The sequence below is a fragment of the Nonomuraea sp. NPDC050394 genome (genome assembly GCF_044459065.1).
GTDB lineage: Bacteria > Actinomycetota > Actinomycetes > Streptosporangiales > Streptosporangiaceae > Nonomuraea.
The window spans coordinates 613356-639817 of sequence record NZ_JBITIO010000002.1 but is presented as its reverse complement, the minus strand read 5'-3'; the positions used below and the strand labels follow the sequence as shown (position 1 = coordinate 639817).

At 70.9% G+C, this 26462-nt stretch carries 26 protein-coding genes; 18 read left to right on the top strand and 8 right to left on the bottom strand.

All coding sequences use genetic code 11. The features are described 5' to 3' along the window. Nucleotides 1-15: 15 nt before the first annotated feature. Complete coding sequence (locus ACIBKY_RS11030) at nucleotides 16-630, top strand: DNA-binding response regulator (RefSeq protein ID WP_397096342.1); 615 nt, start codon at nucleotides 16-18, stop codon at nucleotides 628-630. Between the two features lie 168 nt (nucleotides 631-798). On the opposite strand, the gene ACIBKY_RS11025 is transcribed toward ACIBKY_RS11030, so the two are convergent. Then, nucleotides 799-1836 carry a response regulator transcription factor gene (locus tag ACIBKY_RS11025; protein ID WP_397096341.1) on the bottom strand — a complete coding sequence of 346 codons (1038 nt, stop codon included), beginning with the start codon at nucleotides 1834-1836 and terminating at the stop codon, nucleotides 799-801. Nucleotides 1837-2009: 173 nt separating this feature from the next. Between ACIBKY_RS11025 and ACIBKY_RS11020 the strand changes: the two genes are divergently transcribed. Continuing rightward, entirely contained in the window at nucleotides 2010-2507 is a 498-nt protein-coding gene (locus ACIBKY_RS11020; protein WP_397096339.1) for an RICIN domain-containing protein, read from the top strand. 30 nt (nucleotides 2508-2537) lie between these two features. On the opposite strand, the gene ACIBKY_RS11015 is transcribed toward ACIBKY_RS11020, so the two are convergent. Then, nucleotides 2538-2999, bottom strand: a complete 462-nt coding sequence (locus tag ACIBKY_RS11015) for an RICIN domain-containing protein (protein WP_397096338.1) — start codon at nucleotides 2997-2999, stop codon at nucleotides 2538-2540. Nucleotides 3000-4446: 1447 nt separating this feature from the next. On the opposite strand from ACIBKY_RS11015, the gene ACIBKY_RS11010 reads away from it, so the two are divergent. Both ACIBKY_RS11010 and ACIBKY_RS11005 read left to right on the top strand, forming a co-directional pair. After that, nucleotides 4447-5127: a DUF998 domain-containing protein gene (locus ACIBKY_RS11010; protein WP_397096336.1), complete on the top strand. Its 681-nt coding sequence runs from the start codon at nucleotides 4447-4449 to the stop codon at nucleotides 5125-5127. A gap of 132 nt (nucleotides 5128-5259) precedes the next feature. Beyond that, entirely contained in the window at nucleotides 5260-5706 is a 447-nt protein-coding gene (locus ACIBKY_RS11005; protein WP_397096334.1) for a nitroreductase/quinone reductase family protein, read from the top strand. Between the two features lie 86 nt (nucleotides 5707-5792). On the opposite strand, the gene ACIBKY_RS11000 is transcribed toward ACIBKY_RS11005, so the two are convergent. Beyond that, a complete protein-coding gene (locus ACIBKY_RS11000) occupies nucleotides 5793-7001 on the bottom strand; it encodes a cytochrome P450 (protein ID WP_397096332.1) in 1209 nt (402 codons plus the stop codon). 101 nt (nucleotides 7002-7102) lie between these two features. On the opposite strand from ACIBKY_RS11000, the gene ACIBKY_RS10995 reads away from it, so the two are divergent. Next, entirely contained in the window at nucleotides 7103-7765 is a 663-nt protein-coding gene (locus tag ACIBKY_RS10995) for a TetR/AcrR family transcriptional regulator (protein ID WP_397096330.1), read from the top strand. Between the two features lies 1 nt (nucleotide 7766). On the opposite strand, the gene ACIBKY_RS10990 is transcribed toward ACIBKY_RS10995, so the two are convergent. The 4 genes from ACIBKY_RS10990 to ACIBKY_RS10975 all read right to left on the bottom strand — a co-directional run bounded on the left by ACIBKY_RS10990 (nucleotide 7767) and on the right by ACIBKY_RS10975 (nucleotide 12037). Further along, nucleotides 7767-8732, bottom strand: coding sequence for a hypothetical protein (locus tag ACIBKY_RS10990; RefSeq protein WP_397096328.1), 966 nt, complete (start codon nucleotides 8730-8732; stop codon nucleotides 7767-7769). Nucleotides 8733-8779: 47 nt separating this feature from the next. After that, nucleotides 8780-9379, bottom strand: a complete 600-nt coding sequence (locus tag ACIBKY_RS10985; protein WP_397096326.1) for a response regulator transcription factor — start codon at nucleotides 9377-9379, stop codon at nucleotides 8780-8782. Continuing rightward, nucleotides 9376-10425: a sensor histidine kinase gene (locus ACIBKY_RS10980; RefSeq protein WP_397096324.1), complete on the bottom strand. Its 1050-nt coding sequence runs from the start codon at nucleotides 10423-10425 to the stop codon at nucleotides 9376-9378. The genes ACIBKY_RS10985 and ACIBKY_RS10980 overlap by 4 nt, the downstream gene beginning before the upstream one ends. Nucleotides 10426-10492: 67 nt before the next feature. Next, entirely contained in the window at nucleotides 10493-12037 is a 1545-nt protein-coding gene (locus tag ACIBKY_RS10975; RefSeq protein WP_397096322.1) for a tannase/feruloyl esterase family alpha/beta hydrolase, read from the bottom strand. A gap of 84 nt (nucleotides 12038-12121) precedes the next feature. Here ACIBKY_RS10975 and ACIBKY_RS10970 point away from each other — a divergent pair, with 84 nt between their 5' ends. The 12 genes from ACIBKY_RS10970 (at nucleotide 12122) to ACIBKY_RS10915 (ending at nucleotide 25172) form a co-directional block, all read left to right on the top strand. Beyond that, the gene (locus ACIBKY_RS10970) at nucleotides 12122-12769 is read left to right on the top strand and encodes a TetR/AcrR family transcriptional regulator (protein ID WP_397096320.1); all 648 of its coding nucleotides are present in this window, start codon (nucleotides 12122-12124) and stop codon (nucleotides 12767-12769) included. Between the two features lie 43 nt (nucleotides 12770-12812). Further along, a complete protein-coding gene (locus ACIBKY_RS10965) occupies nucleotides 12813-13781 on the top strand; it encodes an Lrp/AsnC family transcriptional regulator (RefSeq protein WP_397096318.1) in 969 nt (322 codons plus the stop codon). Between the two features lie 122 nt (nucleotides 13782-13903). Beyond that, nucleotides 13904-15106 (top strand): amidohydrolase family protein, encoded by a 1203-nt coding sequence (locus ACIBKY_RS10960; RefSeq protein WP_397096316.1) that lies wholly within the window; start codon nucleotides 13904-13906, stop codon nucleotides 15104-15106. Then, on the top strand, nucleotides 15103-16302 hold the full coding sequence (locus tag ACIBKY_RS10955) for an amidohydrolase family protein (RefSeq protein WP_397096314.1): 1200 nt from the start codon (nucleotides 15103-15105) through the stop codon (nucleotides 16300-16302). The genes ACIBKY_RS10960 and ACIBKY_RS10955 overlap by 4 nt, the downstream gene beginning before the upstream one ends. Further along, nucleotides 16299-17873 (top strand): ABC transporter family substrate-binding protein, encoded by a 1575-nt coding sequence (locus ACIBKY_RS10950; RefSeq protein WP_397096312.1) that lies wholly within the window; start codon nucleotides 16299-16301, stop codon nucleotides 17871-17873. Before ACIBKY_RS10955 ends, ACIBKY_RS10950 begins: the two co-directional genes overlap by 4 nt. Continuing rightward, a complete protein-coding gene (locus ACIBKY_RS10945; protein ID WP_397096310.1) occupies nucleotides 17870-18667 on the top strand; it encodes an ABC transporter permease in 798 nt (265 codons plus the stop codon). Before ACIBKY_RS10950 ends, ACIBKY_RS10945 begins: the two co-directional genes overlap by 4 nt. Further along, complete coding sequence (locus ACIBKY_RS10940; protein ID WP_397096308.1) at nucleotides 18664-19611, top strand: ABC transporter permease; 948 nt, start codon at nucleotides 18664-18666, stop codon at nucleotides 19609-19611. The genes ACIBKY_RS10945 and ACIBKY_RS10940 overlap by 4 nt, the downstream gene beginning before the upstream one ends. Beyond that, nucleotides 19604-21172 (top strand): dipeptide ABC transporter ATP-binding protein, encoded by a 1569-nt coding sequence (locus ACIBKY_RS10935; protein ID WP_397096306.1) that lies wholly within the window; start codon nucleotides 19604-19606, stop codon nucleotides 21170-21172. Before ACIBKY_RS10940 ends, ACIBKY_RS10935 begins: the two co-directional genes overlap by 8 nt. Nucleotides 21173-21183: 11 nt before the next feature. Next, the gene (locus tag ACIBKY_RS10930) at nucleotides 21184-22776 is read left to right on the top strand and encodes a hypothetical protein (protein WP_397096304.1); all 1593 of its coding nucleotides are present in this window, start codon (nucleotides 21184-21186) and stop codon (nucleotides 22774-22776) included. Next, entirely contained in the window at nucleotides 22773-23204 is a 432-nt protein-coding gene (locus ACIBKY_RS10925; protein ID WP_397096302.1) for a RidA family protein, read from the top strand. The genes ACIBKY_RS10930 and ACIBKY_RS10925 overlap by 4 nt, the downstream gene beginning before the upstream one ends. Before the next feature lie 315 nt (nucleotides 23205-23519). Next, complete coding sequence (locus ACIBKY_RS10920) at nucleotides 23520-24086, top strand: RICIN domain-containing protein (protein WP_397096301.1); 567 nt, start codon at nucleotides 23520-23522, stop codon at nucleotides 24084-24086. A gap of 123 nt (nucleotides 24087-24209) precedes the next feature. Further along, a complete protein-coding gene (locus ACIBKY_RS10915) occupies nucleotides 24210-25172 on the top strand; it encodes an NAD(P)-dependent alcohol dehydrogenase (protein WP_397096299.1) in 963 nt (320 codons plus the stop codon). Between the two features lie 33 nt (nucleotides 25173-25205). Here the strand turns inward: ACIBKY_RS10915 and ACIBKY_RS10910 are convergent, their stop codons facing one another. Continuing rightward, the gene (locus ACIBKY_RS10910) at nucleotides 25206-25766 is read right to left on the bottom strand and encodes a dihydrofolate reductase family protein (protein WP_397096297.1); all 561 of its coding nucleotides are present in this window, start codon (nucleotides 25764-25766) and stop codon (nucleotides 25206-25208) included. A 105-nt stretch (nucleotides 25767-25871) separates the two neighbouring features. Between ACIBKY_RS10910 and ACIBKY_RS10905 the strand changes: the two genes are divergently transcribed. Then, a complete protein-coding gene (locus tag ACIBKY_RS10905) occupies nucleotides 25872-26459 on the top strand; it encodes a TetR/AcrR family transcriptional regulator (RefSeq protein WP_397096295.1) in 588 nt (195 codons plus the stop codon). The last annotated feature ends 3 nt before the right edge of the window (nucleotides 26460-26462 follow it).

Genomic DNA, 26462 nt, shown 5'->3' with positions numbered 1-26462 from the left:
GGCGAGGGGGCGTGAATGCTGCACTTAAAAGTGCTGATCGCCGAGGACGTGCACATGGTGCGGGGCGCACTGGCCGCCCTTCTTTCGCTGGAGCCCGACCTCACGGTGGTGGCCGAGGTCGACAGCGGCGACATGATCGTGCCCGTGGCGCTCAAAACAGGTCCCGATGTGGCTGTCATCGACATCGACATGCCGAAGATGGACGGCCTGACCGCCGCGCAGATCCTCCACGAACAACTGCCCACCTGCCGCACCCTGATCGTCACCGGAATGGGCAGGCCGGGCACACTCAGGCGGGCGCTCGCGGTGTCGGTCTCCGGCTTCCTCCTCAAGGAGGCCCCCGCCGACCAGCTCGCCGCCGCCGTCCGCGGGGTGGCGGCAGGGCGGCGCATCGTCGATCCCCAGCTGGCGCTGTCGGCCTGGGACATCGGAGAGAACCCGCTGTCCACGCGTGAGATCGAGATCCTGCACCTGGCGGCCAAAGGCGTGGCACCCGAGGAGATCGCCGCCACACTCCACCTGTCGGTGGGGACGGTCCGCAACTATCTGACGAAGATCCTCACCAAGTTGAACGCCCGTAACCGGGTCCATGCCATCCGGATCGCCACCGACGCGGGCTGGATCTCCTGACCCCGAAGCTCGCGGCAGTCCTTTCTCATGGCGTCTCCATGCGGTCGCACACGATGGCCGCCCTCGGTCAGCCGACCCCCGCTGGTCACCATCGCACGCACGTCCGGACGCCGCAGCCTTCCTCCGGATCGCACGGCCAGGCACAACGCCCAGAGGCTCCAGGCGCGGTCAGGGAATGAGGGCGGCGAGGAGTTCGTCACGGCCGGTGGCTCCGGTTTTGCGGTGAATGGCTTTCAGGTAGTCGCTGATGGTGTGCATCGACAGGTCCAGACGGTGCGCGATCTGCTTGCGCGACAGTCCGTCGCGTAGATGGGCGAGCACCTGGCGCTCCCGCGGAGCGAGTTCGTACCAGTCGCTGAAGCACGTCAGCAGGTGCTCGCCGGAAGCCGCCTGGATGATGATCGCCACGTCCTTGCTGCCGTCGTCCAGCGGTGCGGCCTGGCACACGATCCAATGGCCGTAACCGGCGGAGGGGCCGATGCTCAGCGGGCGGGGTGTGTGGGAGGCGCGGGCGTGTGCGCGCGCCTTGATCGCCAGACCGGCCATGAACGGCTCGCTGGTCCAGCTCGGGTTGGGCTGGCGCTCGCGGAGCGCGTCCATCCAGGTGTGCGCCTCGGGCGTGGCCGTGCGGATCACGTCGTCGCCGCCGACGATGAGGACACCGGGTGCGGGCGGCGTGGACCGCGGGGCCAGCGGTCCCGCCCTGACATAGCCGCGGATGGCCGCCAGCAGGGCCGGGGTCAGGTGTGCGGCCCGCCGTACGTCCCGCTCGTCGAAGGGCGGACGGTCCTGGCCGCGCAGGAGGTCCAGCGAGCCCCAGATGCCCCGCGCGTCCCGCAGGAGCAGCCGGAGCTGGCCGCCCACGCCGTGGGTGGCCAGCAGTTGCCGGGCCGGGTGGAAGGGCCGGTCGCCGCCGCTGCCCATCACCCCCGCCGGGATCGGCGAGCGGGCCAGGCGCTCCATCGGGAAGGGTTCCGCGCCGGCCAGGTAGTTGAGCAGCCACGGTCGGCCGAGGCCGGGCTCGACACCGTGCCAGAAGCTGAACGAGCCCACGCCGGAGGTCGGGCTGGTGCCCACCATCCGGAGCGCGTCATGGGCCACGACGGGCGCTATCGCGTGCGAGATCGCCTCGCCCATTTCGCCGGCGGTGGCGTGCCGGCGCGCGTGTGCGGACAACCTCCGCGCCAGGTTCAGGCTCTTGGTCATCGCGCCCCCCGAAAACCACTGTTGAGGCCAGCATGAGCGTTCACGCTCTGCCCGGCCACGCGTTTTCCGCGCAATCCCCGGATCCGGGGAATGGCCGGGTTCCGGCGCCTGGGTGACAGTCGTAGCGCACGGCAACCGGAAATCTGACCGGTCTTCTCGAATCGGAGAACCTCGTGAGCAGAATACGCAGCATCGCCGTACTCGCCGCGGCCCTCACGGCTGCTGTCGCCAGCGCGCCGGCCGCCTCGGGGGCGACGGCCGACGCACGGCACCAGCGGTCCGGCTTTGTGATCAGAACGGAGAACCTCAACACCTACTGCCTGGAGATCCGTGCCGCCAACACCGGCGACGGCGCCGCCGTCCACATGTCCGACTGCGTCGGCTCTCCCCACCAACGCTGGCGTTTCGTCGGCCTCACCCTCGTCAGTGACCTCAACGGCAAGTGCCTGGACGTCCAGGACGGCAACGTCTACAACGGCGCCGGCGTCAACGTGTGGACCTGCCACGGCGGGGCGCCACAGCAGTGGTCATGGAACGGAAGGCAACTACGCAACCCCAGGTCCAACCGATGCCTGACCATCGTCGAGGCCAACCCGCACAAGGGTGCCGCGCTCATCATCCGCGACTGCGACAACACCCTCCCGCCCAACCAGCAGTGGCGCACGGCCTGAAGCCGAGATCGTGACCGGCCGCTCACAAGCTCAAGGGCTGAGAAGGAAGTGGCCGGTCACGTTGGACGGGCCCTGAACCACGCGCGCTCCGTCGGCGGGGCCACCGGTGATGGTGATGCTCTTGCTGGGGACGAAGGTGACGAATCCATAGTGTCTGTCGCTGGGCTTCCATTGGCGGAAACGCTGGTTGGCCCCGCCATGGCACTGGAACTGGACGATGCGCGCCCCGTCGGCGTGGCTTGAGTCCTCCACGTCGAAGCACTTGCCCGCCGACGTGCGGATCTCATGCAGGCCACCGCCGACGTGCACGACGTCGAACCGCTGGTTCGCCCCGCCATGGCACCACCATTGCTGGATCGGCGTCCGATCGGCGGAACTGCCGCCCGGGACGTCGAGGCACTTCCCGCTCCACGTGACGATCTTCAACGTCGGAGCGGACGCCGCCTGCGCGGGTAGCGTCCACACGCTCGCCAGGACGACGACTGCCGCCATCGCCGTTCGATGAATGCTCATGAGATGAGGGTCGTCCGGCGCCGGGGCGGCGGCCAATCCCCAGATTCGGGGGATTGCGCCCAAGCCGCCGCGGGGAGGACGAGGTGCCGCGGGGGATCTGGCCGGGCGGAGCTTCGTGGCCGGTCGTCTCGATGAAAGGCTGTTCGTCGCGCACGTTGTTCGTGCCGGCCTGGCCGACGCCCCAGACGGCGGTCGTGCCCGGTACGTGGGCCAGGGCGTGCACCGTCGCCGTGCGTGCCGTCAGTTCGCGTGACAGTTCGAGTGCGGTCCAGGTGCGGCGGTTCCAGTGCCAGATCTCCTGGATGTGCCCCGGCGCGGTCAGCAGCCACATTCCGCCTTGTCCGTCGCCGGCCATGGCCTCCAGGCCCTCGATCCGGCCGGGGGCCGAGCGTCGCGCCCACTGGTGGCCGTTCCAGCGGGCCAGCGTCGTACGGGAAGGGTTCTCCGAGGTCAGCGCCGCCCACGTGTCCCGGCCGACTACGGCGATCTCGGTCACCGTGTGGCCTTGGGGTGGCTTGGGGAGTAAGCGCCAGCGGCGGCCGTCATAGTGCGCGTCGCGGAATGTGCCCGCTCCGGCCCATTCGTCCACCTCCGTGCTCATGCCCCGCACCCACAGGTCCGTGGCCGCGCCGGCGGTGATCTCCGAAGCGCCCGGCGTGACGTGCCACCCCGCGGGCAGCCGGACCCGCTGCCAGCGCCGCCCCGTCCACCGGTACAGCCGCGCGTCCCGGTCGAATCCCCACAGGTTGCCTGGATGCCCGCCCGACAGCCCGAGATTCTTCCCCCATCGGCCCGTCAGCCCCTGGGCCCGGCTCGACCACCGCCGTCCGTTCCAGTGGAGAGGGCCGTCGTTGCTGCCGACCCAGACGTCGTCTTCGGCGAACGCGACGACCGAGTCGAAACCCTCGGTGTCCGGTACGGGGACCTGGTGCCAGTTCCGCCCGTCCCAATGCTGGACGATGCCGAGATCGGGCGCGTCGAGGTTCTTGTTGCCGCAGCCGCGGCCCTCGGGACCACAGCCCTGGTCGGCGGTCTGGCACAGGCCGACGGCCCAGGCGTCGTCGGGGCCCGAGGCGGCCACGGCGTTGAAGTGGGCGATGCTGGGGCCGCCCTCCGGCCAGGCACGACAGGTCGGCTCGGCGGCGGGCGTTACCCGCCAGCCGGGATGCGGCGTCGCCGGGGCCGGTGGCGCGGCCACCTCGGGGTGCGGCACCGGGGCCGCACCGGGCGGAGTGGAGACCGCCGCGGCCACCACCACGATCACGACGAGCCGCGCCCATGATCCCCACCTGCCACGGTTCATGCCACGCCACCCTAGGGTGCCGGCGCGGATCTGCGTGCCGTGAGCGCGGCACTACCAAAGTATGGCCGCCCCAGCTCTTTGTGCGCTGTCCGCCGATGGCGCGCTCCGGGTCGAATCGGTGGCATGCCCCTCTCCACTCGTTCCCTCCTTCGCTGCGGCAGCCTCGGGGTGCCCGCCTTCCTCGTCCTGTTTCACGCCGACATGCTGACCCGTCGCGGGTTCGACGTCCTGGTGCACGGTCCGAGCCAGCTGATGACCGGCGACCGGGGCTGGCTGCAGATCGGCAACTTCGTCGTCACCGGGCTGCTGATGATCGCCTTCGCCGCCGGGGTCCGCCGCGTGCTGCCCGCCTCCCGATGGGGTCCCGGGCTGATCGCGGCGTACGGCGTCGCCATGATCTGCACGGGCGTCTTCGTCACCGACCCCCAGAAGGGCTACCCGCCCGGAACCCCGCAGGACGCCCTCCCCGACGTCACCTTCCCGGCGAGCTGGCACGAACAGCTGCACACGCTGTCGGTCTTCACGCTTTACCTCATGGCGAGCGCCGCGTGCTGCGTGCTGGCCCGCCGCTTCGCCGGGAAACCAGGTGGCCGGCCCTGGGCGCTCGCCCTGCTCGGCTTCGCCGTGGCCGCACCCGGCGTCCTGCTGACCGGCACACTGATCATGCCGCACTCCTCGATCGACTGGGTGCCGGCTCGCCTGGTCATCCCGCTCGGCTGGTGCTGGGCCTGGCTGGCGGCCGTATACCTGTCACGCCTGGTCGCGCGCGAACGTTCGGGGTCGCCCCGGAAGGCGCCGGCATGACGCATGCCGACGGCCTCGAGTCGCGGACCGGCATGCCACTACGCCCGCTGACCATCGCCCTGGTTCGCGGTCCGTGAGGAGGAAGCCATGGATCAGAGGGGCTGCCGATCTTGAGCGTTGTAGGCTGCGGTGATGATGCTCCCCCATCTGGACGGTGCCGCCCAAGCGGCCGCCGAGCGGCGTCTACATGATCAAACAGTGATCTGGCTGACGACGGTCAGCCCCGATGGCCAGCCTCAGACCTCGCCCGTCGGGTACGTCTGGGACGGGGCGACCTTCCTGATCCTCAGCAACCCCGGCACGCCCAAGGTCCGTAACCTGCGTGACAACCCCAAGGTCACACTCCACCTGGACCTCGACCGTGAGGCCGAGGAGCACAGCGTCCTGACCATCGAGGGTGTGGCCGAGGTGACACCGGCGCCTCCGGGTGCGCCCGCGCCGCTCAGCGGGCGTGAGATCTCCGCCTACCTGGACAAGCACCTGGAGTCGATGCGCTGGGCCGGATTGACGCCGGAGGAGACCTTCGCCGGCTTCTCCACGGTGATCCGCGTGACGCCCACCCGCGCCCGCTCCTACTGAGCCTCCCGCCCGGACCGCGAGATCCGCGGGTCCGGGCCGTTCGCCGGGTGAACGCCGGCGGAGCCGTCACCGGGCGGAGTCTTCGCCTACCAGGTGACGGGCAGTTCGTGCAGCCCGTAGGCGAGATTGCCGTGCTTGTAGGGCAGTTCGCCCACCGGCACGGCGACCCGCAGGGTGGGGATGCGCGCGAAGAGGGTGGCGAACGCGATCTCCAGTTCCGCCCTGGCGAGGTTCTGCCCGAGGCACTGGTGCACGCCGTAGCCGAAGGCGACGTGGCGCCGGTCGCCGCGGTGAAGGTCGAGGCGTCCGGGTTCGGGGAACACCGCGGGGTCCCAGTCCGCCGCGGCCAGCAGGGCGATGACCCCGTCGCCCGCGTGGATGCGGATGCCGCCGAGCCGGGCGTCCTCGGCCGCGATCCGGGTGGTGACGAGGTCGGCGATGCTGAGGTAGCGCAGCAGCTCTTCGACGCCGCCGGGGAGCAGCCCGGGGTTCTCCCGCAGGGCGGCGAGCTGGCCGGGGTGTTCCAGCAGCGCCACGGTGCCCAGCGCGATCATGTTCGCCGTGGTCTCGTGACCCGCGTTGAGCAGCATCAGGCACATCATGAGCAGTTCGTCCCGGCGGAGCTCGCCGGCGGGCTCCAGGTGCTCGGTGACCAGCTTGCTCAGCAGGTCGTCGCCGGGCTCGTCCTGCTTGCGAGTGATCAAGCCGTCCATATAGCCGCGCAGCTCACCCAGCGCGGTCGCGAACTGCTCCGCGGTGCTCGCCCCTGACACGCCGACCTTGCTCCTGCTCTGGAAAAACTCGTGGTCGTCGTACGGCACGCCGAGCAGCTGGCAGATCACCAGCGACGACACCGGGAGCGCGAACTCCCCGACCAGGTCCACCGGCGGGGATTGGGCGAGCATGCCGTCGAGCAGCCGGTCGACCGTGGCCTGGATGCCGGGGCGCATCGTCTTGACACGCTTGAGGGTGAACTCCTGGATGAGCATGCGCCGGTAGAAGGTGTGTTGTGGCGGGTCCATCCGGATGAACGGCGGACGCCGCAGGACCTGTGCCTGCCCCGGCAGGAGCGTGGGGAAGCCCGGCCGGGTGCCGTCGGCGCTGAAGACCGGGCTGCTCAGCACGGTCCGGACATCCTCATAACGGGTCACCAGCCAGGCGGTGCCGCCGGTGGGCAGCCGCACCTTGGAGACGGGCTCCTCGGCGCGCAGCCGGTCGTACTCCGGCGGTGGGGCGAACGGGCACCGCCGCGGGAGCGGGAAGCTCCGGTTGTCAGAGGTCGTGGTCTGGGACATCAGCCTCTCCAATAAGTGGAAGAAAACCCTTCGCTTTTCCCTTGGGGGTAAGCTAACACAAGCGAAGGGATTCCCTCCACATCTGAAGGAATGGGTACCTGTTGACCGAGAGCACGGCCCGGCTACGGGTGGACGCCCGCCGTAACCGCGAGCAGATCATCAGCGCGGCCCGCGAGGTCTTTCTCGAACAGGGCATCCACGCGCCGCTGGAGGAGGTCGCCCGCCGCGCGGGTGTCGGCATCGCCACCCTTTACCGCCGCTTCCCCGACCGTCACACGCTCGTCCTGCAGGTCGCCCTGGACAACCTGACCCTGGTCGGTGAGGAACTGGACCACGCCACGGCCGCGCACCCCGACGCCTGGGGCGCGCTGGCGCGGCTCGTACGCCGGCTGGTCGAGCTGCGGATCAGCGTCATCATGCCGATGCTGCTCCCCGGCCTGGAGGAGGACGCACGCGGCGAGGGGGGAACGCTGAAGACGCGGCGCGACCAGCTCTTCGGGCAGATGGAGCGGCTCACCCGGGCCGCCCAGCGGGAGGGACGGCTCCGCCAAGGCGTCAACCCCATCGACATCTGGCTCGGCGTCATCAAGCTGTCCCGCCCGCTGCCCGTCATCGGCGCCGAACTGAACGAGCTGATCACCGCTCGGCAACTGGAACTGTTCCTCGGCAGCCTCCACGCCACGGCGCTGGACGCCTCCGAGCCCCTGCGCCGACAGCCGCTGACGCTCGACGAGCTCGACCGCCATCTCGGGACGACGGAGTAGCTCACACCTCGCCAGGGATCGCCGGACGCCGGCGCAGCCGTACCGCGGCGGTGGCGATCAGGGCGACGGCGGCCGCGGCGAACAGCGCGTCGCCGACCAGGTCGGCGGTGGGCGGCGTGGGCAGGGCGGGCGGCTGGAGGAAGGCGTGCCAGGCGTAGGTGAGAAGGCCGCCCGCGGCGGCGGCGAGCAGGTGCCGCGGGCCCCAGCCGGGGCCGGCGGACCAGCGCCGCAGAGTGTGGACGGTGATCGCGGCCAGCAGCAGGTACGCGGCCACCGCCGGCCAGGCGAGCGCGGGACCGGCCACCAGGGTCACGCCCCAGAACAGCGATCCGGCGGTCAGCGTGAACGCGCACACCACCCAGGGCGAGGCCGTGGCGCCGGTCGCGGAGGCGGGGCGCCTTCCGAACAGGAAGGCCACGCCGACGAGGGCCCCCACGGCGACGGCGGCGCCGATGAGCGGGCCGGTGGCGGGAGGGTGCGGGGAGAGGGTGAACGCCCGCGCCGCGACGGCCCCCGCGGCGAAGAGAACCCCGGCCACGGCCAGTCCGGCGCGCCCCAGCCAGGGATCGCGTGTTCCGGACAGCGCCTCGGTCACGGCGATCGGCACGCAGATGCTCCAGGCGCCGTGGAGCACGAGGACGAACACCGTCCACCAGGCGCTGATGCCCAGAGCGGGCAGGTAGGCGTAGCCGGCCATGGGGATCCCGGCATAGCTCGGGTCGAACAGTGACCCGGTGACGAACGCCTCCTCGACGACCGCGAAGGCCAGGCCCAGCGCGGCCATGCCGCCCCAGCCGAGCCCCAGCCGTCGTGCCAGCTCGCGGATCAGCAGGGCGGCGCCGCCGTACAGGGGAATCAGGGACAGCAGGGCGATCATCATCGTGACGGGGAGATTGCCGAGCAGGAACTCCGCGACCAGCGGAGCCAGAAGCAGCAGCCCGAGCGCGGGCTTCCATCGGTTGACCATGAAGCCAGCATGGTGATCGGCGAGAAGCGCCAGTAGTGACGAACGTCCTACAGCCAGCCTCTGTCCTCGGCGATCCGGCCGGCCTCCGCGCGGTTGCGGGCGCCGGTCTTGCCGATCGCCGACGACAGGTAGTTGCGGGCGGTGCCCACCGACAGGAAAAGCCGCCGGGCGATGTCGGCGATGGTGCCGCCCTCGGCGGCCGCCCGCAGTACGTCGCACTCGCGGTCGGTGAGAGGGCTGTCGCCGAGCGCGCGGCTGGCGGCGGCGAGGTGGGGATCCACGACGGTGGCGCCGCCGTGCACACGGCGTACGGCGGCGGCCAGGTCCTCGGCGCGGGCGTTCTTGGCGACGAATCCGGCGGCGCCCGCCGCCAGGGCGCGGCGCAGGTATCCGGGGCGGCTGAAGGTGGTGAGGATCACCACCCGCGCCGGGTGGCCGTTGAGCTCGGCGGCCACGGACAGGCCGTCGCGGCCGGGCATGTCGATGTCGAGGAGCACGACGTCCGGACGGGTGGCGGCCACGGCGTCGAGCACGAGGTCGCCCCGGTCCACCTCGGCCACGACCTCGAGGTCGGGCTCGAAGCTCAGCAGGGCGGCGATGGCCTGCCGGACGAGGTGCTGGTCGTCGGCCAGCAGGATGCGGATCACCGGGGCGCCCCCACGGGCAGCGCGGCCCTGAGCGTGAAGCCGTGCGCGCCGTGGGCGCGCCGCAGGGTGCCGCCGGCGGCCTCCAGACGTTCGGCCAGGCCGCGCAACCCGCTGCCGCACGGGCCCGGCTCGCCCGCGTGGCCGTCGTCGGTCACCTCCACGAACGCGTGCCCGCCGGAAACGCCGAGCCGGATCAGGCAGGCGCGGGCGCGGCTGTGCCGTACGACATTGGTCGTGCCCTCGCGCACCACCCACGCCAGCAGCGAGCCCGCGCCGGGCGGGATCGGCGCGTGGGCGACGGACAACAGCACACCCGCCGCCGACAGGGTACGCCCGGCGGTCGCGAGCTCATCATCCAGGCACAGCGCCCGGTAGCCCGCGACGGCGTCACGGACGTCGTCCAGGGCACGCCGCGACAGGTCCTCGACCTCGCCGATCTCGCTTCTGGCCCGGCCGGGGTCGAGGCCGATCAGGCGTCCGGCGAGCTGGCTCTTGAGTGTCATGGCCGACAGCGCGTGACCGAGAATGTCGTGCAGGTCGCGGGAGAAGCGCAGCCGCTCGTTGTCGACCGCCAGCCGTTCGGTCTCGGCGTTGGCCGCCTTGAGCGCCCGGTTGGCGGCCTCAAGGCGGATGAACGCGTCCATCGCGCCGGTGAAGACGACCGCCTGCAGAGGGATCCACCACAGGGTGGCCGCTGAGAGGGCGGCCGTCGCCGCCGCGATCGTGACCCCGCAGAGCACCAGGGCCGTGATCCGGGCGAAGGTGCAGAACAGGGCCGCGATGAGGAAGAACAACGCGGCGAAGATCCACAGGTCGTCCAGTGCGGGGGTGAGGGCGACGGCCACGCCGTACAGGGCGGCCAGACACCAGGGGCGGGTCCTGCCGGCCTGCGCGGACCAGACCGTGCGCAGGTAGAGCGCGGCGAAGGCGGCGATGCCCGCGAAGACGAAAGCCGTCGTGGGCGCGCCGGGCCCACGCTCCAGGAAATCGGGCAGGGGCCACAGGAGGAAGATCAGGAAGACGCTCGTCCAGGAGCGGGCTCGCATCCCTCCATTGTCGCCGCCCGTGCGCGGGCCGCGCAGTGACGGATGTCATCAGCCGCACCCGCGCGAGCTACCCGAGGTGGATGTCCCGGGATGCGCAGGTGAAGTTCGCCGCGTCCTCGATGCTGCCGGAGCCTTCGTAGCGTGCGACGGCAGGATGCGGGCACAGGGGCCGGCTGCGGCCGGTGGCCGGGTTGGTCGCGACGATGGAGGCGGGAGCCGTGCCCCGGTTGATCCACTGCTCCATCGCCGTGAGCGCGTCGAACGTGTTGGGCCCTGGCCCGCCCGCGCAGTGGCCCATCCCCGGTGCCATGAACAGGCGGAAGAAGCCGGCACTCTGGGCCGCGCCCATCTCGGCGACGACCTTCCTGTGGTAGTCGATCGGGGTCGCACCGCTCAACGCGGGGTCGGACCAGCCGTGCACCATGAGGAGCTTGCCGCCTCTGGCCCTGTAGGCCGTCAGGTCGGGATCGGCCGCGTCAAGCAGCGTACGTACGCGCTCGACGGCCGGCAGGTCTCTGACGAGGTCGAACCTGGTGAGGTCATAGCCCGGATCGCCGAACACGAAGTAGCGCAGGAACTCGTTGGCGAAGGTGTACGACAGGGGTGCGGCCCGGCTGAAGGGGAAGACGAGCTTGCCGTCGGGTCCCGGCTGAGGGGCCGCCGAGCCGGTGATGTAGGAACGCCACATCTCCTCGTGTCCCGCGGGATGTCCCCCGAGCCGCCGGGGTCCACGATAGATGGTCCGTGCGGCGGCTGCCTGGGCCCGGGTCAGCCTGCCGGGGCCGACGAGCCGGCCGGGGCGGACCTCGGCCTTGCGCGGATCGGAGACCAGGCCGTCGGTCAGCCCGTCCCGGGCGTCACCCCGCTTCAGCGATTCCGCCGAGAGGATCGGCAGCGTCTCGGGCGGCAGCCAGGACCCGGGCGTGGCCAGTTGCGCCTGTGCCTGCGAGATCCAGCGCAGGAGGGTGTCGCCCGCGGCGAACGCGGGGGCCTCGGCGATCACCCCGTCATAGTCCGCGGGGTAGCGCTGGACCTCCATCAGGCCCTGCCGTCCCCCGTTGGAACACCCGTTGAAGATGGCCTTGCGCGCGGCGCGCCCGTAGTGGATCGCGGTGATCGCCTTCGCCGCGACCGTGCTGACGTGGACGCCCCGGTAGGCGTAGTCGATCTGCTTGGGCCGGTTGCCGAGCGCCCACCGTCCGTCGAGTTCGGGGTGGCCCAGCGGGCTCGCGCCCTGATGTCCGGTGTCGGTGGCGGCCGAGGCGTAACCGCGTCGCAGTCCCTCGTCGAACGGCACGATGTGCCCGGCCAGCCCGCCCACACCCTGGAAGTAGAAGTCCGAGTTCCAGGCGGCCGGCAGGCCCAGGCGGAAGTTCACCCGGTTGTCCGGCACCGTCGCGTCACCCGGCGTGGTGACGTGGGCGTCGACCAGGCAGTGTTCCGGTACCGAGGCGGTGGCGGGGACCGTCTTGGCCTGGGTGATCGTCGTGTCGGGCACGTTCGCGTGCGTCAGGGCCGCGCACCGGCCGGCGTCCGCCCGTGCGGGGTCACCGGCCACGACGAGGGCGGCGGCCAACGGCAGGCACGAAAGGGTTCGGATGGATCGGCGCATTCCGCCTCCACAGAGTGGGTACTGTTTTGGAGTACCTGGTACCGTAGAAAGTACCCTGTGGGTTGGCATCCCGAAAGTGCAGGCATGACCGGATATCCTCGACCGCCCGTCGCCCTCTCACGCGGGCGCTCCTTCACCAGCCGGCAGGAAAGCGTGCTCGCCGAGCTGGAGGAGATCTTTCTCCAGGAGGGGTTCCGGCGTCTGACGATTCAGGAACTCGCCGCCCGGCTGCGCTGCTCGCGGCGTACCCTCTACGATCTGGCGCCCAGCAAGGACGAACTCGTCGCCCTCGTCGTCGACCGGCTCCTGCAGGGCATCGGCCGGCAGGCGATGGCCCGGGCGAGGGCGCTGGACGACCCGCTCCAGCGAGTCCACGCCTACATGTCCACGGCGAGCAGGGCGCTGACCCGCGCCGCCCGGGCGTTCTCGGCCGACGTCGCCGGGCAGCCGGGAATCCGCCGGCTGTTCCAGGAGCACTACCGGTTCGCCACGTCCATCGCCGCCGTTCTCATCCAGGAGGGGATGGACGGCGGCACCTTCCGTGAAACGGACGCGCGCCTCGTGGCGGAGGTGATCTACGCTTCCCTCGACCGGCTGCAGGATCCAGAGGTGCTCGAACATCTCGGCCGGACGAACGCGGAGGCGTTCCAGGAGCTGTTCGACCTGATCGTGCATGGTCTGTCCCGTCCGTCTGAGGACCGTGCCCGGCCGGGTGACCGCTCGTCGAGCTGATCTTGCCTCTGGCGCCGGGAGGAGCGGGCCGTACATTGTGGCCATGGAACGGCTTCGCCTGGATGACCTCGACCGCGCGATCGTCTGCGCCCTGCAGGTGGACGCCAGGGCGACCTGGGGCAGGCTGGCCGACGTCCTCGGTACCTCCGAGCGCACCATAGCCCGTCGGCTCCATCGCCTGACCGTGCCGGGAATCCTGCGGATCGTCGGGGTGGCCAGCCCGTACTTCGCCGGCTACGCCACGCCGCTCATCGTCCGCGCCCGCTGCGCCGCGGGCGCGGTGCCGTCGGTGCTGGGGAACCTGGCGCGGCGCAACGACACGTTGTGGGTGGATCTCCTGGTCGGTGGGCTGGACATCTGTTTCGTGACGTTCGCCGGGTCCCGGGAGAGCCGCAACGCGTTCCTGTTCAAGGAGTTGCCCGGGATCGACCACCTGGCGGACGTGTCGGTGTACACGATGTTGCACAACTTCAGCGACGCCGAGGTCTGGCACGGCGGCCATCTCACCGACGAGCAGTACGCGGCGCTGCGGGCGGGACTCCCGCAGGGCGAGCCGCCGCCGGGCCGCGACCTTTCCGCCGACGAGCGGGCCCTGCTGTCGGTGCTCGCCCGCGACGGCAGGGCGAGCTACGGGGAACTGGGCTCGGCGATCCACGCCTCGGAGTCCACCGCGCGCCGCCGCTTCCTGGGGCTGGTCGAGGAGCGCGCGGTCGGCTTCCACGCCGAGATCGAGCTGTCGCTGCTGGGCTTCCACGCCGAGGTCATGCTGTGGATCTCGGTACGGCCGGCCGCCCTCGACCGCGTCGGCCGCGCCCTGGCGGCACAGCCGAACGTGCGTTTCGCGGCGGCCACGACGGGCCCGGTCAACCTGGTGGCCTCGGTGTGCGCCCGCGATCTGCCACAGCTCTACGACTTCCTGGTGGGTGTGGTCGGCGGGCTGCCCGAGGTGGACCGGATCGAGACCACGCCCATCGTCAGGACGGTCAAACGTTCCGGGGTCCTCCGCCGCTGAGGGGCGGTGCCGCTTTCCGTCACCATCCACGGTGTTTCGCCGCTTTCGTTCAGCTTTGGTGTGCATCGTGGATTCGATCTCCCCTGTGTCCGCATCATGTGACCAGCTCACAGGGAGGGACTATGCATCGGGTTGTTTTCCGAGGTGGAAGCGTTTTCGACGGCACGGGCACCGCCGTACGGCGGGCGGACGTCGCGATCGCGGATGGCAGGTTCGTGGCGGTCGGGCCGGACCTCACGGGCGACGAAATCGTGCACGTGCCGGGCCTGACCTTGCTGCCGGGACTGTTCAACTGCCATGTGCACGTCGTCGGCTGCCTGCCCGATCCGACGGCCCGGCTCAAGACCCCCTTCTCGCTGCAGTTCTACCAGGCGCTGCCCATTCTCGATCACCTGCTGGCCAGCGGGATCACCAGCGCCCGCGACTGCGCCGGCGCCGACCTCGGGGTGAAGAAGGCGCTGGAGGACGGCCTGATCGGCGGCCCCCGGCTGCAGATCTCGATCAACGCGATCTCCCAGACCGGCGGCCACATCGACGGCTGGACGCCGTCGGGGGAGTGCGTCTCGGAGTACTACGTGCCGCATCCCGGCCGTCCGCACCCCGTCGCCGACGGCCCGGACGAACTGCGGGCGCTGGTCCGCACGCTGGTCAGGGCCGGCGCCGAAGTGATCAAGATCTGCACGACCGACGGCGGCGTCTGGCCCCGCGAGGAGTACCTGACGCCGCACTTCCGCGACGACGAACTGGCCGTCATCATGGCCGAGGCCCGTGCCGCCCGTGTCCCGGTCATGTCGCACGCCTGCGGCGCGGAGGGGGTCAAGAGCGCGGTGCGCGCCGAGGTCCGCTCGATCGAGCACGGCACCTACCTCGATCGGGAGGCCGTCGAGCTGATGGCCGAGCGCGGCACCTGGCTGGTCCCGACGCTGGTGCGCTTCCACGGCATGCTCGACCGGCCGGAGGTGGCGGCCAGGATCCCGCAGGCCATGATCGACGACGCCCGCCGGGTCGCCGACGCCAGCGCCGCGTCCTTCGCCCTGGCGCTGGAGGCGGGCGTGCGGATCGCGATGGGCACCGACATGCACGGCGGCGAGTTCCTCGACGAACTCGGGTACATGCACAAGTTCGGCATGCGGCCGCAAGCCGTCCTGGAGGCGAGCACCCGATCGGCGGCACAGCTCATGGGCTGGGACGACGACCTGGGCACGATCGAGCCCGGCAAACGCGCCGACCTGGTCCTCGTGGACGGCGACCCGTTCGACTTCTGGGCGCTCAAGGGCGCCATCAAGGCCGTCTACCAGGACGGCGTCCGGGTGAGTGGATCATGACCAGGCAGATCTTCAAGGGCGGCCTGGTCTTCGACGGGACCGGCGCCGACCCGTACGCCGCCGACGTCGCCGTCGAGAACGGCCGGTTCGCCGCGATGGGCCGCGACCTGCGCGGCGGGCAGATCGTGGACGTGCGGGGGCGGACCCTGCTGCCGGGCCTGTTCGACACGCACGTGCACGTCCTCGGCGTCGAGCCCCAGCTCCCGGTACGGCTGGCCGAGCCGTTCTCCTACCAGTTCTACGCCGCCATCCGGAACCTGCGCTCGCTGCTGGAATGCGGCATCACCACGATCCGCGACTGCGCCGGCGCCGACCTCGGCGTCAAGCGGGCCGTGGAGACCGGGCTCATCCGGGGACCACGGATGAGGATCTCCATCACGGCGATCTCGCAGACCGCCGGGCACATGGACGGCTGGACGCCCAGCGGCGAGTACGTCAACCCCTACTACCTGCCGCACCCCGGCCGCCCGGGGTCGATCGCCGACGGTCCCGAAGCGGTGCGCAAACTGGTCCGCCAGACCATCAGGGCCGGGGCGGACTTCGTGAAGGTGTTGTGCACCGACGGCCTGACCACCGATCCGCGCCGCACCCATTTCGGCGAGGCGGAGCTGGCGGTGCTGATGGCCGAGGCTCGGGCGGCCGGCCTCCCGGTGGCCGCGCACGCGATCGGCTCCGAGGGCGTGAAGAACGCGGTCCGGGCGGGCGTCCGGTCGATCGAGCACGGGGCCTACCTCGACGAGGAGGCGGTCCGGCTGATGGCCGGGCGCGGCACCTGGCTGGTGCCGACCCTGTTCACCGAACCCGCGGACATGCCGGCCGTACTGGAGGCGCAGCGGGATCTCGGCGCGGACCTGTACAAGGCCGCGGAGTTCGACCAGGCGCACGTGGCCTCGTTCCGCGCGGCCGTCGAGGCCGGGGTGCGGATCGCGATGGGCACCGACTACGGCAACGACTGCGGCGCCAACCTCGTCCAGCTCGTCGTCATGCGCGAGGCGGGCATGCCCGCCGAACAGGTACTGGTCAGCGCCACGTCCGCCGCCGCCGAGATGATGGGGCTGGCGGCCGAGCTGGGCACGATCGAGCCCGGCAAGCGCGCCGACCTGGTCGTCCTGGACGGCGACCCGTACGACTTCCGCGCCTTCAAGGACAACATCCGGGCCGTCTACAAGGACGGCGTCAGCCAGGTGGAGTCATGAGAGCCCTCCTGGTCGCGGGCATGCTGCTGCTCACCGCCTGCGGCGTGCCCGACGGGCAGAGCCTCGTCCGGGCGGCGACGTTGCAGGCCTGGACCGGCTTCAACCCGCACACCCCCAACCAGGGCAACTCCATCGGCCTGGCGATCGGGAACCTCATCTACCCGTCGCCGTTCGTGATCGGGACCGACCTGCGGCCCGTGCTCAACCGTGACCTGCTCGACAGCGCGCAGCTCACCGAGACCTCCCCGCAGACGGTCGTCTACAAGATCAGGAGGGGCGCCCGCTGGTCGGACGGCACGCCGATCACCGCCGGTGACTTCATTTACCTGTGGCGGCACATGAGCGGCCGGGTCAAGGGCGCCCAGCTCGCCGCGGCCGTCGGTTACGACGCGGTGGCCGACGTGCGCTCCTCGCAGGCGGGCGCGAGCGTCACGGTCGTCTTCTCCCGCCCGTTCGGCGAGTGGCGGTCGCTGTTCGCCCAGTTGCTGCCCGCCCACTTCATGCGCGGCCGGGACTGGAACACCGGGCTGGCCACCACCGTGCCGCCCGGCGCCGGGCCGTTCACCGTCGCCTCCAACCAGGCCGGGCAGTACCTGCGGCTGCGCCGCAACCCGAACTGGGACGGCCCGCGGCCCCGGCTCGACGGGCTGGACCTGATCTACGTCAAGGACACGCAGGCCGCGGTCCAGGCACTGGCCAACGGCGAGCTCGACCTGGCCACGCTGGACCCGGGCCAGGGCACGATGAGCCAGCTCAAGGCGGTCCCGTACGTCCGCGCCGACCTGGTCGCCTCGACCGACCTGCAGCTCATGGCCTTCCAGTTCGGGCACCCGCTCACCGGGACGCCGGCCGTACGCGAGGCCGTCGCGACCGCCCTGGACATCTCGCAGCTCGCGGCGAAGACCTTCGGCTCCGGGGCCGCCGCGTTCCTGTCGGCCAACCACGTCATCGCCAGGGGCGCGCCCGGCTACACCGACAACCTGCCCGGCGGCTACGGCCGGGGCGACGCCGCGGGGGCGGCACGCGTCCTGGAGGCCGCCGGCTACGTCAGGGGCGCCAACGGCTACTTCGCCAAGAACGGCAGGACGCTGGAGCTGCGGCACACCGTGGCCTCGGGCTCGGCCATCGACACCCAGATCGCCGTGCTCGCCCAGGCGATGCTGAAACCGGCCGGGATCAAGCTGGTCGTCGTCACGGTCCCGGACAGCGTCTACTTCGACCGCGTCCTGATTCCCGGCGACTACGACACGCTCTCCTTCCGATACCCGGGCTCGGCCTACCCGGTGTCGTGGTCACTGGCGTTGTACGGCTGCGAGGGCGGCTACAACTTCCAGCGCTTCTGCGACAAGCGGGTCGACGAGCGGTTCGCCGAGGCCATCGCGTCCACCGACGAGAGCCGGCGGCTGCGCCTGGCCGACGGGATCGACGCCCGGCTGTGGGATTCGCTCGCCCTGATGCCGCTGTTCACCGTGCCCGCGCTCGTCGCGCGCAGCACGCGGCTGACCGGCTTCCGGGCGCACCCGCTGAGCGAGTGGCAACTGGCCGGAGCCGCCGCCTGGGGCCTGACGTGAGCGGGCGCCGGCTCGCCTGGCTCGTCCTGGCCCTGGTCATCCTGGCGGCCGTGACCGGCCCATGGTGGTGGCGGTACGGCCCCGCCGACATCACCGCCGCCGCGCTGGTCCCGCCGTCCGGCGCCCACCCGCTGGGCACCGGCCCGCTGGGCCACGACCTGCTCTCCCAGGTCGTGGCCGGTACGGGGCGCTCACTGGCGATCGCGGTCGTGGTGGCGATCCTGTCCACGACGGCCGGGACCATGGCCGGCCTGCTCGCCGGATACACCGGAGGGTGGGCCGACGCGTTCGTCATGCGGACCATCGACCTGCTCACGACCATCCCGCTGGTCGCGGTGCTCGGACTGCTGGCCGTACGCCTGGGCGGCGGCACCTCGGGCTGGCTGGTCGTCGCGCTGGCCGTGTCCGCCTTCTTCTGGGCGCCGATCGCCCGGGTCATCCGCGGAGTGACGCTGTCGCTGCGCACCAGCGACTTCATCGCCTCCGCGCGCCTGGTCGGCGCCTCGACGCCGCGCATCCTCCTGCGGCACCTGCTGCCCCACCTGGTTCCGCACATCAGCGTCGCGGCCACCGGCTACGTCGCCGCCGCGATCGCGCTGGAGTCGGCGCTGTCCTTCCTCGGCCTGGGCGTGCAGCCCCCCGACACCTCGCTCGGTCAGCTCGTCGGCCAGGGCGCGCCGTACGTGTCCACCGCGCCGTGGCTGTTCTACGCGCCAAGCCTGACGATCGTGATCATCGTGGGCGCGGTGCACGTCGCGGGCGACGGGCTCAACCTCACGGACCGGCGACGATGACCGCTCACCTGCTGCGCCGGATCGCGGTGGCGCTGCCCATGCTCCTGCTGTCGACCCTGCTCGTCTTCCTGGCCGTCAGCTACGCGGGCGATCCCCTCTCCAGCCTGCGCCAGCCGAACATCGCGCCCGAGACGCTGCGGTTGCGCGCGCGAGAACTCGGCCTGGACCGCCCGATCTGGGAACGGTACGCGAGCTGGCTCGGCGGCGCCGTCCGCGGTGACCTGGGCCGCGACCTCAACGGGCAGAACGTGGCCGGGGAACTTGGCCGGCGTGGCCTGGTCACCCTGCGCCTGGCCGTACCCGCGCTGGCGCTGGCGATCCTGCTCGCCGTCGCGACCGGCTTCTGGGCGGCGGTACGGCGCGGCCGCCTGCCCGACCGGCTGATCGGCTTCACCGTCGTGGCCCTGCTCACGTTGCCGGAGTTCTGGATCGCCACCGTACTCAAACAAGGCGGCATCACCCTCAACCGCTGGACCGGCGCGGAGGTCGTGGCGACCCTCGGCGACGCCCCTCCCGGAGCCACCGGCTCCGCCGCCCATCTCGTGCTGCCCGTCCTGACCCTGGCCCTGACGGCCTTCCCGCTGTGGGCCCTCTACCAGCGCGCCGCCACGATCGAGGTCCTCGACAGCGACTACGTGCTGCTGGCCAGGGCCAAGGGCCTGTCCCGCCCACGGGTGCTGCTCATGCACGCCCTGCGCACCTCCCTGACGCCCCTGGTCACGATGGTCGCCCTGCAGATCCCGTGGCTGGTCGGCGGCCTGGTGGTGATCGAGAACGTCTTCGGCTGGCACGGCCTCGGCGAGATGCTCGTCGAAGGCGTCAAACAGCAGGACACCAACACCGTGCTGGCCTTCCTCCTGGTCTCGGCCGTCCTGGTCACCCTGCTCAACCTCCTCGCCGACCTGCTCTACGGCGTGCTCGATCCGAAGGTGACCCATGGCTGACCCGCTCCTGGCCGTCGAGAACCTGACCGTACGGTGGCCCGCCCGCGACAGCGCGGTGACCGCGTGCGGGAACCTGGCCTTCACCGTGGCCCAGGACGAGACCTTCGCCGTCGTCGGCGAGTCGGGCTCCGGCAAGTCGACGCTCGCCCGCGCCCTGCTCGGCCTGCTGCCCGGGTACGCCAAGGTCAGCGGCTCGATCCGCTTTCGCGGCCGGGAACTCGTCGGCCTCGGCGAACGGAGCCTGCGCGCGGTGCGGGGTTCGGGCATCGCGCTGGTGCCGCAGAACCCGCTCGGCTCGCTGAACCCCGTCCATCCGATCGGCCGCCAGCTCGTCGAGGCCCTGCGCGCGCACCGGCCGATGAAGGCCGGCCAGGCGCGGTCCGCCGCCGCCGGCCTGCTCGCGAGCGTCGGCCTGGGTCAGGTGCTGCCGGCCTACCCGCATCAGCTGTCCGGCGGCATGCGGCAGCGCGTGGTGATCGCGATGGCGATGGCGGGGCGGCCCGGCCTCATCGTCGCCGACGAGCCGACCAGCGCGCTCGACGTGACCGTGCGGGCGCAGGTGCTGGAGGCGCTGGACGCGGCCCGCCGCGCCACCGGCTGCGCGCTGCTGCTGATCACCCACGACCTGGGGGTCGTGGCCCGGCACGCCGATCGCGTCATGGTGATGAACGGCGGGGCCCAGGTGGAGACCGGAACCGCCGAGGACGTGTTCGGGCGGCCGCGCATGCCGTACACCCGGAGGCTGCTCGAAGCGTTGCCGCGCGGTGGCGGACGGCCCGCCGTATCCGGGGCGGAGCCGCTGCTGAGCGCCAGTGAGCTGGTGCGGCACTATCCCGCCAGGGGCGGTCCGCTGCGGGCGGTGCGCGGTGTCTCGCTGGAACTGCGGGCGGGCGAGACGCTCGCGCTGGTCGGCGAGTCGGGTTCGGGCAAGTCCACGCTCGGCCGCATGATCGTCGGACTGGACCGGCCCACCTCCGGTCATCTGAAGGTCGCCGACGGGGTGCGCGTGCAACTCGTCATGCAGGATCCCACCGCGGCGCTCAACCCCAGGATGACGGCGGGCGCGCTGGTGGGTGAGCCGCTGCGCATCCACGGCGGCCACAGCGCCGGGCGGGTCGCCGAACTGCTGGAGCAGGTCAGCCTGCCGGCCACCGTCGCCACCCGGTATCCGGGCCAGCTGTCCGGTGGCCAGCGGCAGCGGGTCGCGATCGCGCGGGCCCTGGCCGCCGGCCCGAGGGTGCTCGTATTGGATGAGCCGGTCTCCGCGCTCGACGCCGTCGTCCAGGCCGAGATCATGGCACTCCTGGACCGGCTGCAACGGGAACTGGGACTGGCCTACCTGTTCATCAGCCACGACCTCGGCCTGGTCGCCGAGGTCGCGCACCGGACGGCGATCATGTACCTCGGCCGGGTGGTCGAGCATGGGCCGACCGGGGACGTCCTGAGCCGCCCGGCTCATCCCTACACCCGGGCGCTGATCGCGGCCGCGCCCGTGCCGGACCCGTTGAAGGAGCGCGCCGGGCCACGCGTGCCCCTGTCCGGCGACCACCCCAGCCCTTGAGAGGAGACCGCGTGTCCCAGGGAAGATCCGTCGAGGTCAAGGACGTCGGCGTCGGGCCGTTCGTCTACACCGCGCAGAGCACGGTCAGCGGGGCGCCGCGCCGCCCGGTCGAGGATCCGCCGCCGGGCAGTTACGGCCTCGACCCCGAGACCGGCCGCTGGAGGCATCCCGCGACGGCGAAACCGGCCTGGGGCCCGCACCCGAGCCGGTGGAGCCTGGATCACCACGACGAGAACGCCTACCTGCGCAACACCAAGGTCGAGGCGTTCTACCCCATCGTGGTGTGGCCCCGGCACAGCTGGGCCACGCCGGCCGACTTCGGCGGGCGGCGCGTCATGTACCACTACTACCGCCGCAAACTCGTCGTCATCGACATCACCCTGCCGGACAGGGCCGAGATCCTGCTGGAGCGGGAGTACGACGACGTCGACGGCTTCGGGCCGATCGTCATCAAGGACAACCCGCGGCTCGGCAAGAAGATCATGATCCAGGCACTGGAGATCCCGCGGTTCGGCGTGGTGGAGGACAAGTACACCCAGCCCGAGGGGGTGGCGACCGTCCGGGGCGACTGCATGCTGCGCGGCTTCAAGGTCTACGAGATGCACGGCCCGCTGCCCGAGGAGTGGGAACTGCTGAGCGAGGTCACCACCGACCCCCACCGCACCGCGGACCAGCGCCCCCAGGAGGGGTCGGGCGCGATCGACGTGCCCGTCTACTTCGGCGGCGACCACCTCTACATCGCCGCCGCGCCCGACGACGGCTTCCGCAACAACGAGTACAAGACCGTGCTGTGGGCCGGCGCCCAGCTCGTCTACGACCTGCGCGACCCGCGCCACCCCAAGCTCCTCGACACGTGGTGGGCGCCGGGATCGCGCGCGGGGGAGGAGGACGTCTACAACCTCAACCCGCGCGCCGGCAACCAGACGTCGTGGATGGGCGCCCGGATGCCGGTCTTCATCCCGCACGAAGGCAGCAGGTACGGCTACGCCGCGATGGGCGGCTTCGGCATGTACGTCCTGGACGTCGCGGATCCGGAACACATCGAGGCCATCGGGCACCTGGACCTTCCGCCCAGCGTGCCCGGCACCGAGTGCGACACCGTCGTCGTCGCCCGTGCCGAGGAGACCGGCATCGTGTACGTCAACGGCTACCCGCTCAACCAGGACGGCTTCGAGCCGTACAAGGAGATCTACGCCGTGGACGTGAGCGACCCCACGCGCCCGTTCGTGGCCGGGACGCTGCCGCGGCCGGTGCCGCCGCCGGAGGCGCCGTTCACCGACTGGGTGCAGCGGCGGGGCATGTTCGGTCCCAAGCGTCCCGGCTACTACCTGTGCGACACCGGAACGCCGGATCCGCACATCATGCCGTACGTGTTCTACAACGCCGGGATCCAGTTCTTCGACGTGAGCGATCCGGTGAACGTCTCCATCGCGGGCTGGTTCGTCCCGAAAATGTGTGATTTGTCGATATCTGATGACATTGCGAATCCGGTGGGCAGCATGGTCATCGAATGGGACCGGCGGCTCATCTGGGCCTTCAGCAACCACGGCATCTACCTGATCTCCAGCCCGCTGCTGGGCGAACCCGTTCTCGACGCCCCGTGAACGCGCCCAAACGCATCGTCCCCGTCCCCGGCCTTGAGGACCCGTCCGCCTTCGGCTACTCCCAGTGCGTCACCGTCGGCCCGCTCGTCTACCTCGCCGGGCAGTGCGGTCTCGGGCCCGACCACGAGATCGTCTCCCTCGACTTCGCCGCCCAGGCCCGCCGGGCGCTCGACCGCGTCAGGCTCGGCGTCGAAGCGGCCGGCGGCACCCTGGACGACATCGTCACCATGACGGTCTTCATCACCGACACCCGCATGGGACGTGTCTTCACCGGCATCAGGAAGGAGTACTTCAAGGACCGTTTCCCGGCCAGCGCCCTGATCGGAGTCAGCACGCTGATGCCGCTGCACGCGCTGATCGAGATCCAGGCGACCGCGATCGTGGGCTCCGGGCACACCGGCGGCAGCGGCCGGACCTCCGGCACTTAGCCCCCGGCAACGCCATCCAACGGGCCGCTGCTTTCGAGCCCGGCCGATCGGGGCCGCCGTGCCCTCCTCCTCGCGCTCGCCATGCCGGCCGCCGTATACAGGACGGCCACTGCGCAAAATCGCCTCGCCCCGGCGCAGGCGATCACGCCCGGCTTCGCATGAGCGCCACCGGGTTCACCCACGGTCGAGCGGCGCTGTCAAAGGTTATTCGGGACCGGAACGGCGGCATCGGTGATGAGTCCCACTGATCTACCGGTCCCCGGCACCCCGGACATACTTTCGGCGCATTCCCGCACGATCAACGGAAAGGAAGCCATGAAACGCATCATCGCCGTCCTGGCACTCCTCCTCGGAGGTATGGCGGTATGGCCCTCCGCACCCGCCCATGCGGTTGACTACTTCCAGTTCCGCAACGTCGCGCTCGGCAACTGCCTGACCCTCGTGGGATCCGCGGCCCACGACAGGGCCTGGATCGGCCACTACCCGTGCGACGGGTCGGACGGCCAGAAATGGCGGGTCGAGAACGTGGGTTCCGAGAGGGTCTGCGTCGAGGACGACTGGCTGTTCAGGTTCTGCATCAGGTGGGAGACGGTGGCCGCGTACCGTATCCACAGCAAGGTGACCGACAAGTGCGTCGACCTGTCGGACAGGAAGACGGAGAGCGGCACGAGAGTCCACCAGTTCTCGTGCTCCGACCACAATTCCCAGAAGTGGTACTTCGTCGGCAACAATGACGGCAGTCAGAAGATCCTGAGCGTTCACGCGTCGAATTCGCGAGCGAAGACCGTCGCGATGGAACCCAGTTGGGACGATCCGAACAAGGCCCAGATCTGGACCAGCAACGGAACGGCCCTCCAGACCTGGAACCGGGTCCTCGGCTGACCGGCCCACCCGCGCCGGGGAAGGCATCCTTCCCCGGCGCGAGCTCTCAGCTTCTCCACAGCTCGCATCGTCGATCCTTGGCCACAAGGGTCCTGTCCACCCCGCCACGACGGGAGCACGCGCATGAGAGCAGCCGTCTACTCGCGATTCGGCCCGCCCGAGGTCCTCACGCTGCGTCAGGTGCCCAAGCCGGAACCACGGGACGACGAGGTGCTGATCCGCGTCCGCGCGATGACCGTTACCTCCGCGGAGTGCGCCATGCGCCGCGGCGAGCCGTTGTGGGGCAGGGTCGTCCTCGGATTCCGCCGTCCGCGCAGGAGGATGCGCACGCTGGGCACGGAGCTGGCGGGGGAGATCGAGCGGGTCGGCGCGAAGGTCACCCGCTTCCGCCCCGGTGACGAGGTCTTCGCCTTCACCGGTTTCCGGCTCGGCGGCAACGCCGAATACGTGTGCCTGCCCCAGCGAGCCTCGCTCGCGCCCAAACCGGTGAACCTCGGATTCGAGGAGGCGGCGGCCGCGGTGGACGGTGCGTCGACCGCCCTGTACTTCCTCCGCAGATCCGGGCTCCGCCGCGGCCACAAGGTTCTGGTCTACGGCGCGTCCGGCAGCATCGGCACCTACGCCGTACAGCTCGCCAAACACTTCGGAGCCCACGTCACAGCGGTGTGCGGCCCCGCCAACGCCGCCTTCGTCACCGGCCTGGGGGCCGACGCGGTGGTCGACTACACCAAGGAGGACTACGGCGGGCGCGGGGAACTCTACGACATCGTCTTCGACACCCTTGGCAAGAGCTCGTTCTCCCAGGCCAGGCCCGCCCTCACCCGCGACGGCCGGTACGCCTCCACCACAGGGCTGCGCAGCACCTTCCTTTCCCTCGCGACGGCGATGTCCCGGGGAAGAAAGGTGGTGACCGGAATGTCGATCGACAAGAACGACAGCCTGCCCTTCCTCAAGAACCTCATCGAGGCGGAGGAGCTACGCGTCGTCATCGACCGGCGCTATACCTTTGACCAGCTGGCAGAGGCCCACCGCTATGTCGAGACCGGCCACAAGCGCGGAAACGTGGTGGTCACCATCCCGTGGTGACCCGGTCCGGACCGGCGGGCTCGCTCTCGGTCGCTAGGCGCCGGCGGCTGTCTCGTAGGTGAGAAGCATGGCGCCGGACGTGAACTGACGCGTGTGCGTCAGGCGAAGCTCGGCTCTCGGGTACGCGCCGTCGAACAGCCGCGTACCACCGCCCAGCAGGACGGGATTGACGACGATGCGAAGCTCGTCCAGGACCCCGAGCTCGATGGCGGCCACGGCGGCGCCGGCGCCGGCGAAGAGCGCGAGGTCGCGCCCGCCCTCCCGCTTGAGCCGGGCGATGGCGGCGGCGGGATCGTCACCGAGCCCGTGGGAGTTGTGCCAGGCGCTGTCCTCGAAGGTTCGGGACAGGACGTACTTGGGCAGCTCGTGCATCTTGCGGACCTGGACGGGCGAGGCTTCGCCGCCTGCCGTGGGCCAGTAACCCGCGAGTTCCTCGAAGGCCGTCCGGCCGAAGACCATGCCGTCGATGGATTCGAGGAGCTGGTCCAGGTAGGTCTGGAACTCCTCGTCGGCGAAGTGCCAGTCGATGTCGCCGCCGGTGTCGTTGATGTAGCCGTCCAGCGACATGTTGACGTGCAAGAAGAGTCGTCTCATCGGATCCCCTGGTGGATGGTGCCGGATACTTTTTGATCGCACGGCCAATAAGTCGGAACACTACACTTCTTGAATCACCTGTCAAGAAGTCCGTAGGATGTGACCATGCCCCGAACAGGCCGGCCGCGCTCCTTCGACGACGATCAGGTCGTCGACGGCGCCAAAGACGTCTTCTGGCGACGCGGGTACGCGGCGACGTCCCTGCGCGAGCTCAAGGATGAGGTCGGCCTGTTGCCGGGCAGCCTCTATGGCGCCTTCGGCGACAAGCACGCCCTGTTCCTCCGGGCCCTGGAGCGCTACGCCGACGACACGCGCCGGGCCGCCGCGGCCATCGCGGCCGACGGCCCGGTGCTACCGCGCGTCGGCGAGTTCCTCGGTGACATCTTGACTGCCGCGCGCGCGGAACCGGGGCGCGGCTGCATGCTCGGCAACACCGCCACCGAGTTGCTCCCGCGGGACGAGGCCGCGGGCCGGGTGGTCCGCGGCGCTTTGGGCGCGCTGGAGGGCGCGATCGAGCGGGCCCTGACCGCCGCGCGGCGAACCGGCGAGATCAGGGACGACGTCGACTGCGCGGCCCAGGCCCGCCTTCTCGTCGTTCTCATGCAGGGTCTTCATGTGGTGGCTCGCGCGGAGTCCGACCCGGACCGGCTCGGCGACGTCGTCCGCACGGCGCTCGCGTCACTGACGCGCTGACCC

Coding starts and splice junctions, on each gene's coding strand:
- ACIBKY_RS11030 (WP_397096342.1), top strand. CDS start 16: ATGCTGCACTTAAAAGTGCTGATCGCCGAGGACGTGCACATGGTGCGG.
- ACIBKY_RS11025 (WP_397096341.1), bottom strand. CDS start 1,836: ATGACCAAGAGCCTGAACCTGGCGCGGAGGTTGTCCGCACACGCGCGC.
- ACIBKY_RS11015 (WP_397096338.1), bottom strand. CDS start 2,999: ATGGCGGCAGTCGTCGTCCTGGCGAGCGTGTGGACGCTACCCGCGCAG.
- ACIBKY_RS11010 (WP_397096336.1), top strand. CDS start 4,447: ATGCCCCTCTCCACTCGTTCCCTCCTTCGCTGCGGCAGCCTCGGGGTG.
- ACIBKY_RS11005 (WP_397096334.1), top strand. CDS start 5,260: ATGATGCTCCCCCATCTGGACGGTGCCGCCCAAGCGGCCGCCGAGCGG.
- ACIBKY_RS11000 (WP_397096332.1), bottom strand. CDS start 7,001: ATGTCCCAGACCACGACCTCTGACAACCGGAGCTTCCCGCTCCCGCGG.
- ACIBKY_RS10990 (WP_397096328.1), bottom strand. CDS start 8,732: ATGGTCAACCGATGGAAGCCCGCGCTCGGGCTGCTGCTTCTGGCTCCG.
- ACIBKY_RS10980 (WP_397096324.1), bottom strand. CDS start 10,425: ATGCGAGCCCGCTCCTGGACGAGCGTCTTCCTGATCTTCCTCCTGTGG.
- ACIBKY_RS10975 (WP_397096322.1), bottom strand. CDS start 12,037: ATGCGCCGATCCATCCGAACCCTTTCGTGCCTGCCGTTGGCCGCCGCC.
- ACIBKY_RS10970 (WP_397096320.1), top strand. CDS start 12,122: ATGACCGGATATCCTCGACCGCCCGTCGCCCTCTCACGCGGGCGCTCC.
- ACIBKY_RS10965 (WP_397096318.1), top strand. CDS start 12,813: ATGGAACGGCTTCGCCTGGATGACCTCGACCGCGCGATCGTCTGCGCC.
- ACIBKY_RS10960 (WP_397096316.1), top strand. CDS start 13,904: ATGCATCGGGTTGTTTTCCGAGGTGGAAGCGTTTTCGACGGCACGGGC.
- ACIBKY_RS10955 (WP_397096314.1), top strand. CDS start 15,103: ATGACCAGGCAGATCTTCAAGGGCGGCCTGGTCTTCGACGGGACCGGC.
- ACIBKY_RS10950 (WP_397096312.1), top strand. CDS start 16,299: ATGAGAGCCCTCCTGGTCGCGGGCATGCTGCTGCTCACCGCCTGCGGC.
- ACIBKY_RS10940 (WP_397096308.1), top strand. CDS start 18,664: ATGACCGCTCACCTGCTGCGCCGGATCGCGGTGGCGCTGCCCATGCTC.
- ACIBKY_RS10935 (WP_397096306.1), top strand. CDS start 19,604: ATGGCTGACCCGCTCCTGGCCGTCGAGAACCTGACCGTACGGTGGCCC.
- ACIBKY_RS10920 (WP_397096301.1), top strand. CDS start 23,520: ATGAAACGCATCATCGCCGTCCTGGCACTCCTCCTCGGAGGTATGGCG.
- ACIBKY_RS10915 (WP_397096299.1), top strand. CDS start 24,210: ATGAGAGCAGCCGTCTACTCGCGATTCGGCCCGCCCGAGGTCCTCACG.
- ACIBKY_RS10910 (WP_397096297.1), bottom strand. CDS start 25,766: ATGAGACGACTCTTCTTGCACGTCAACATGTCGCTGGACGGCTACATC.
- ACIBKY_RS10905 (WP_397096295.1), top strand. CDS start 25,872: ATGCCCCGAACAGGCCGGCCGCGCTCCTTCGACGACGATCAGGTCGTC.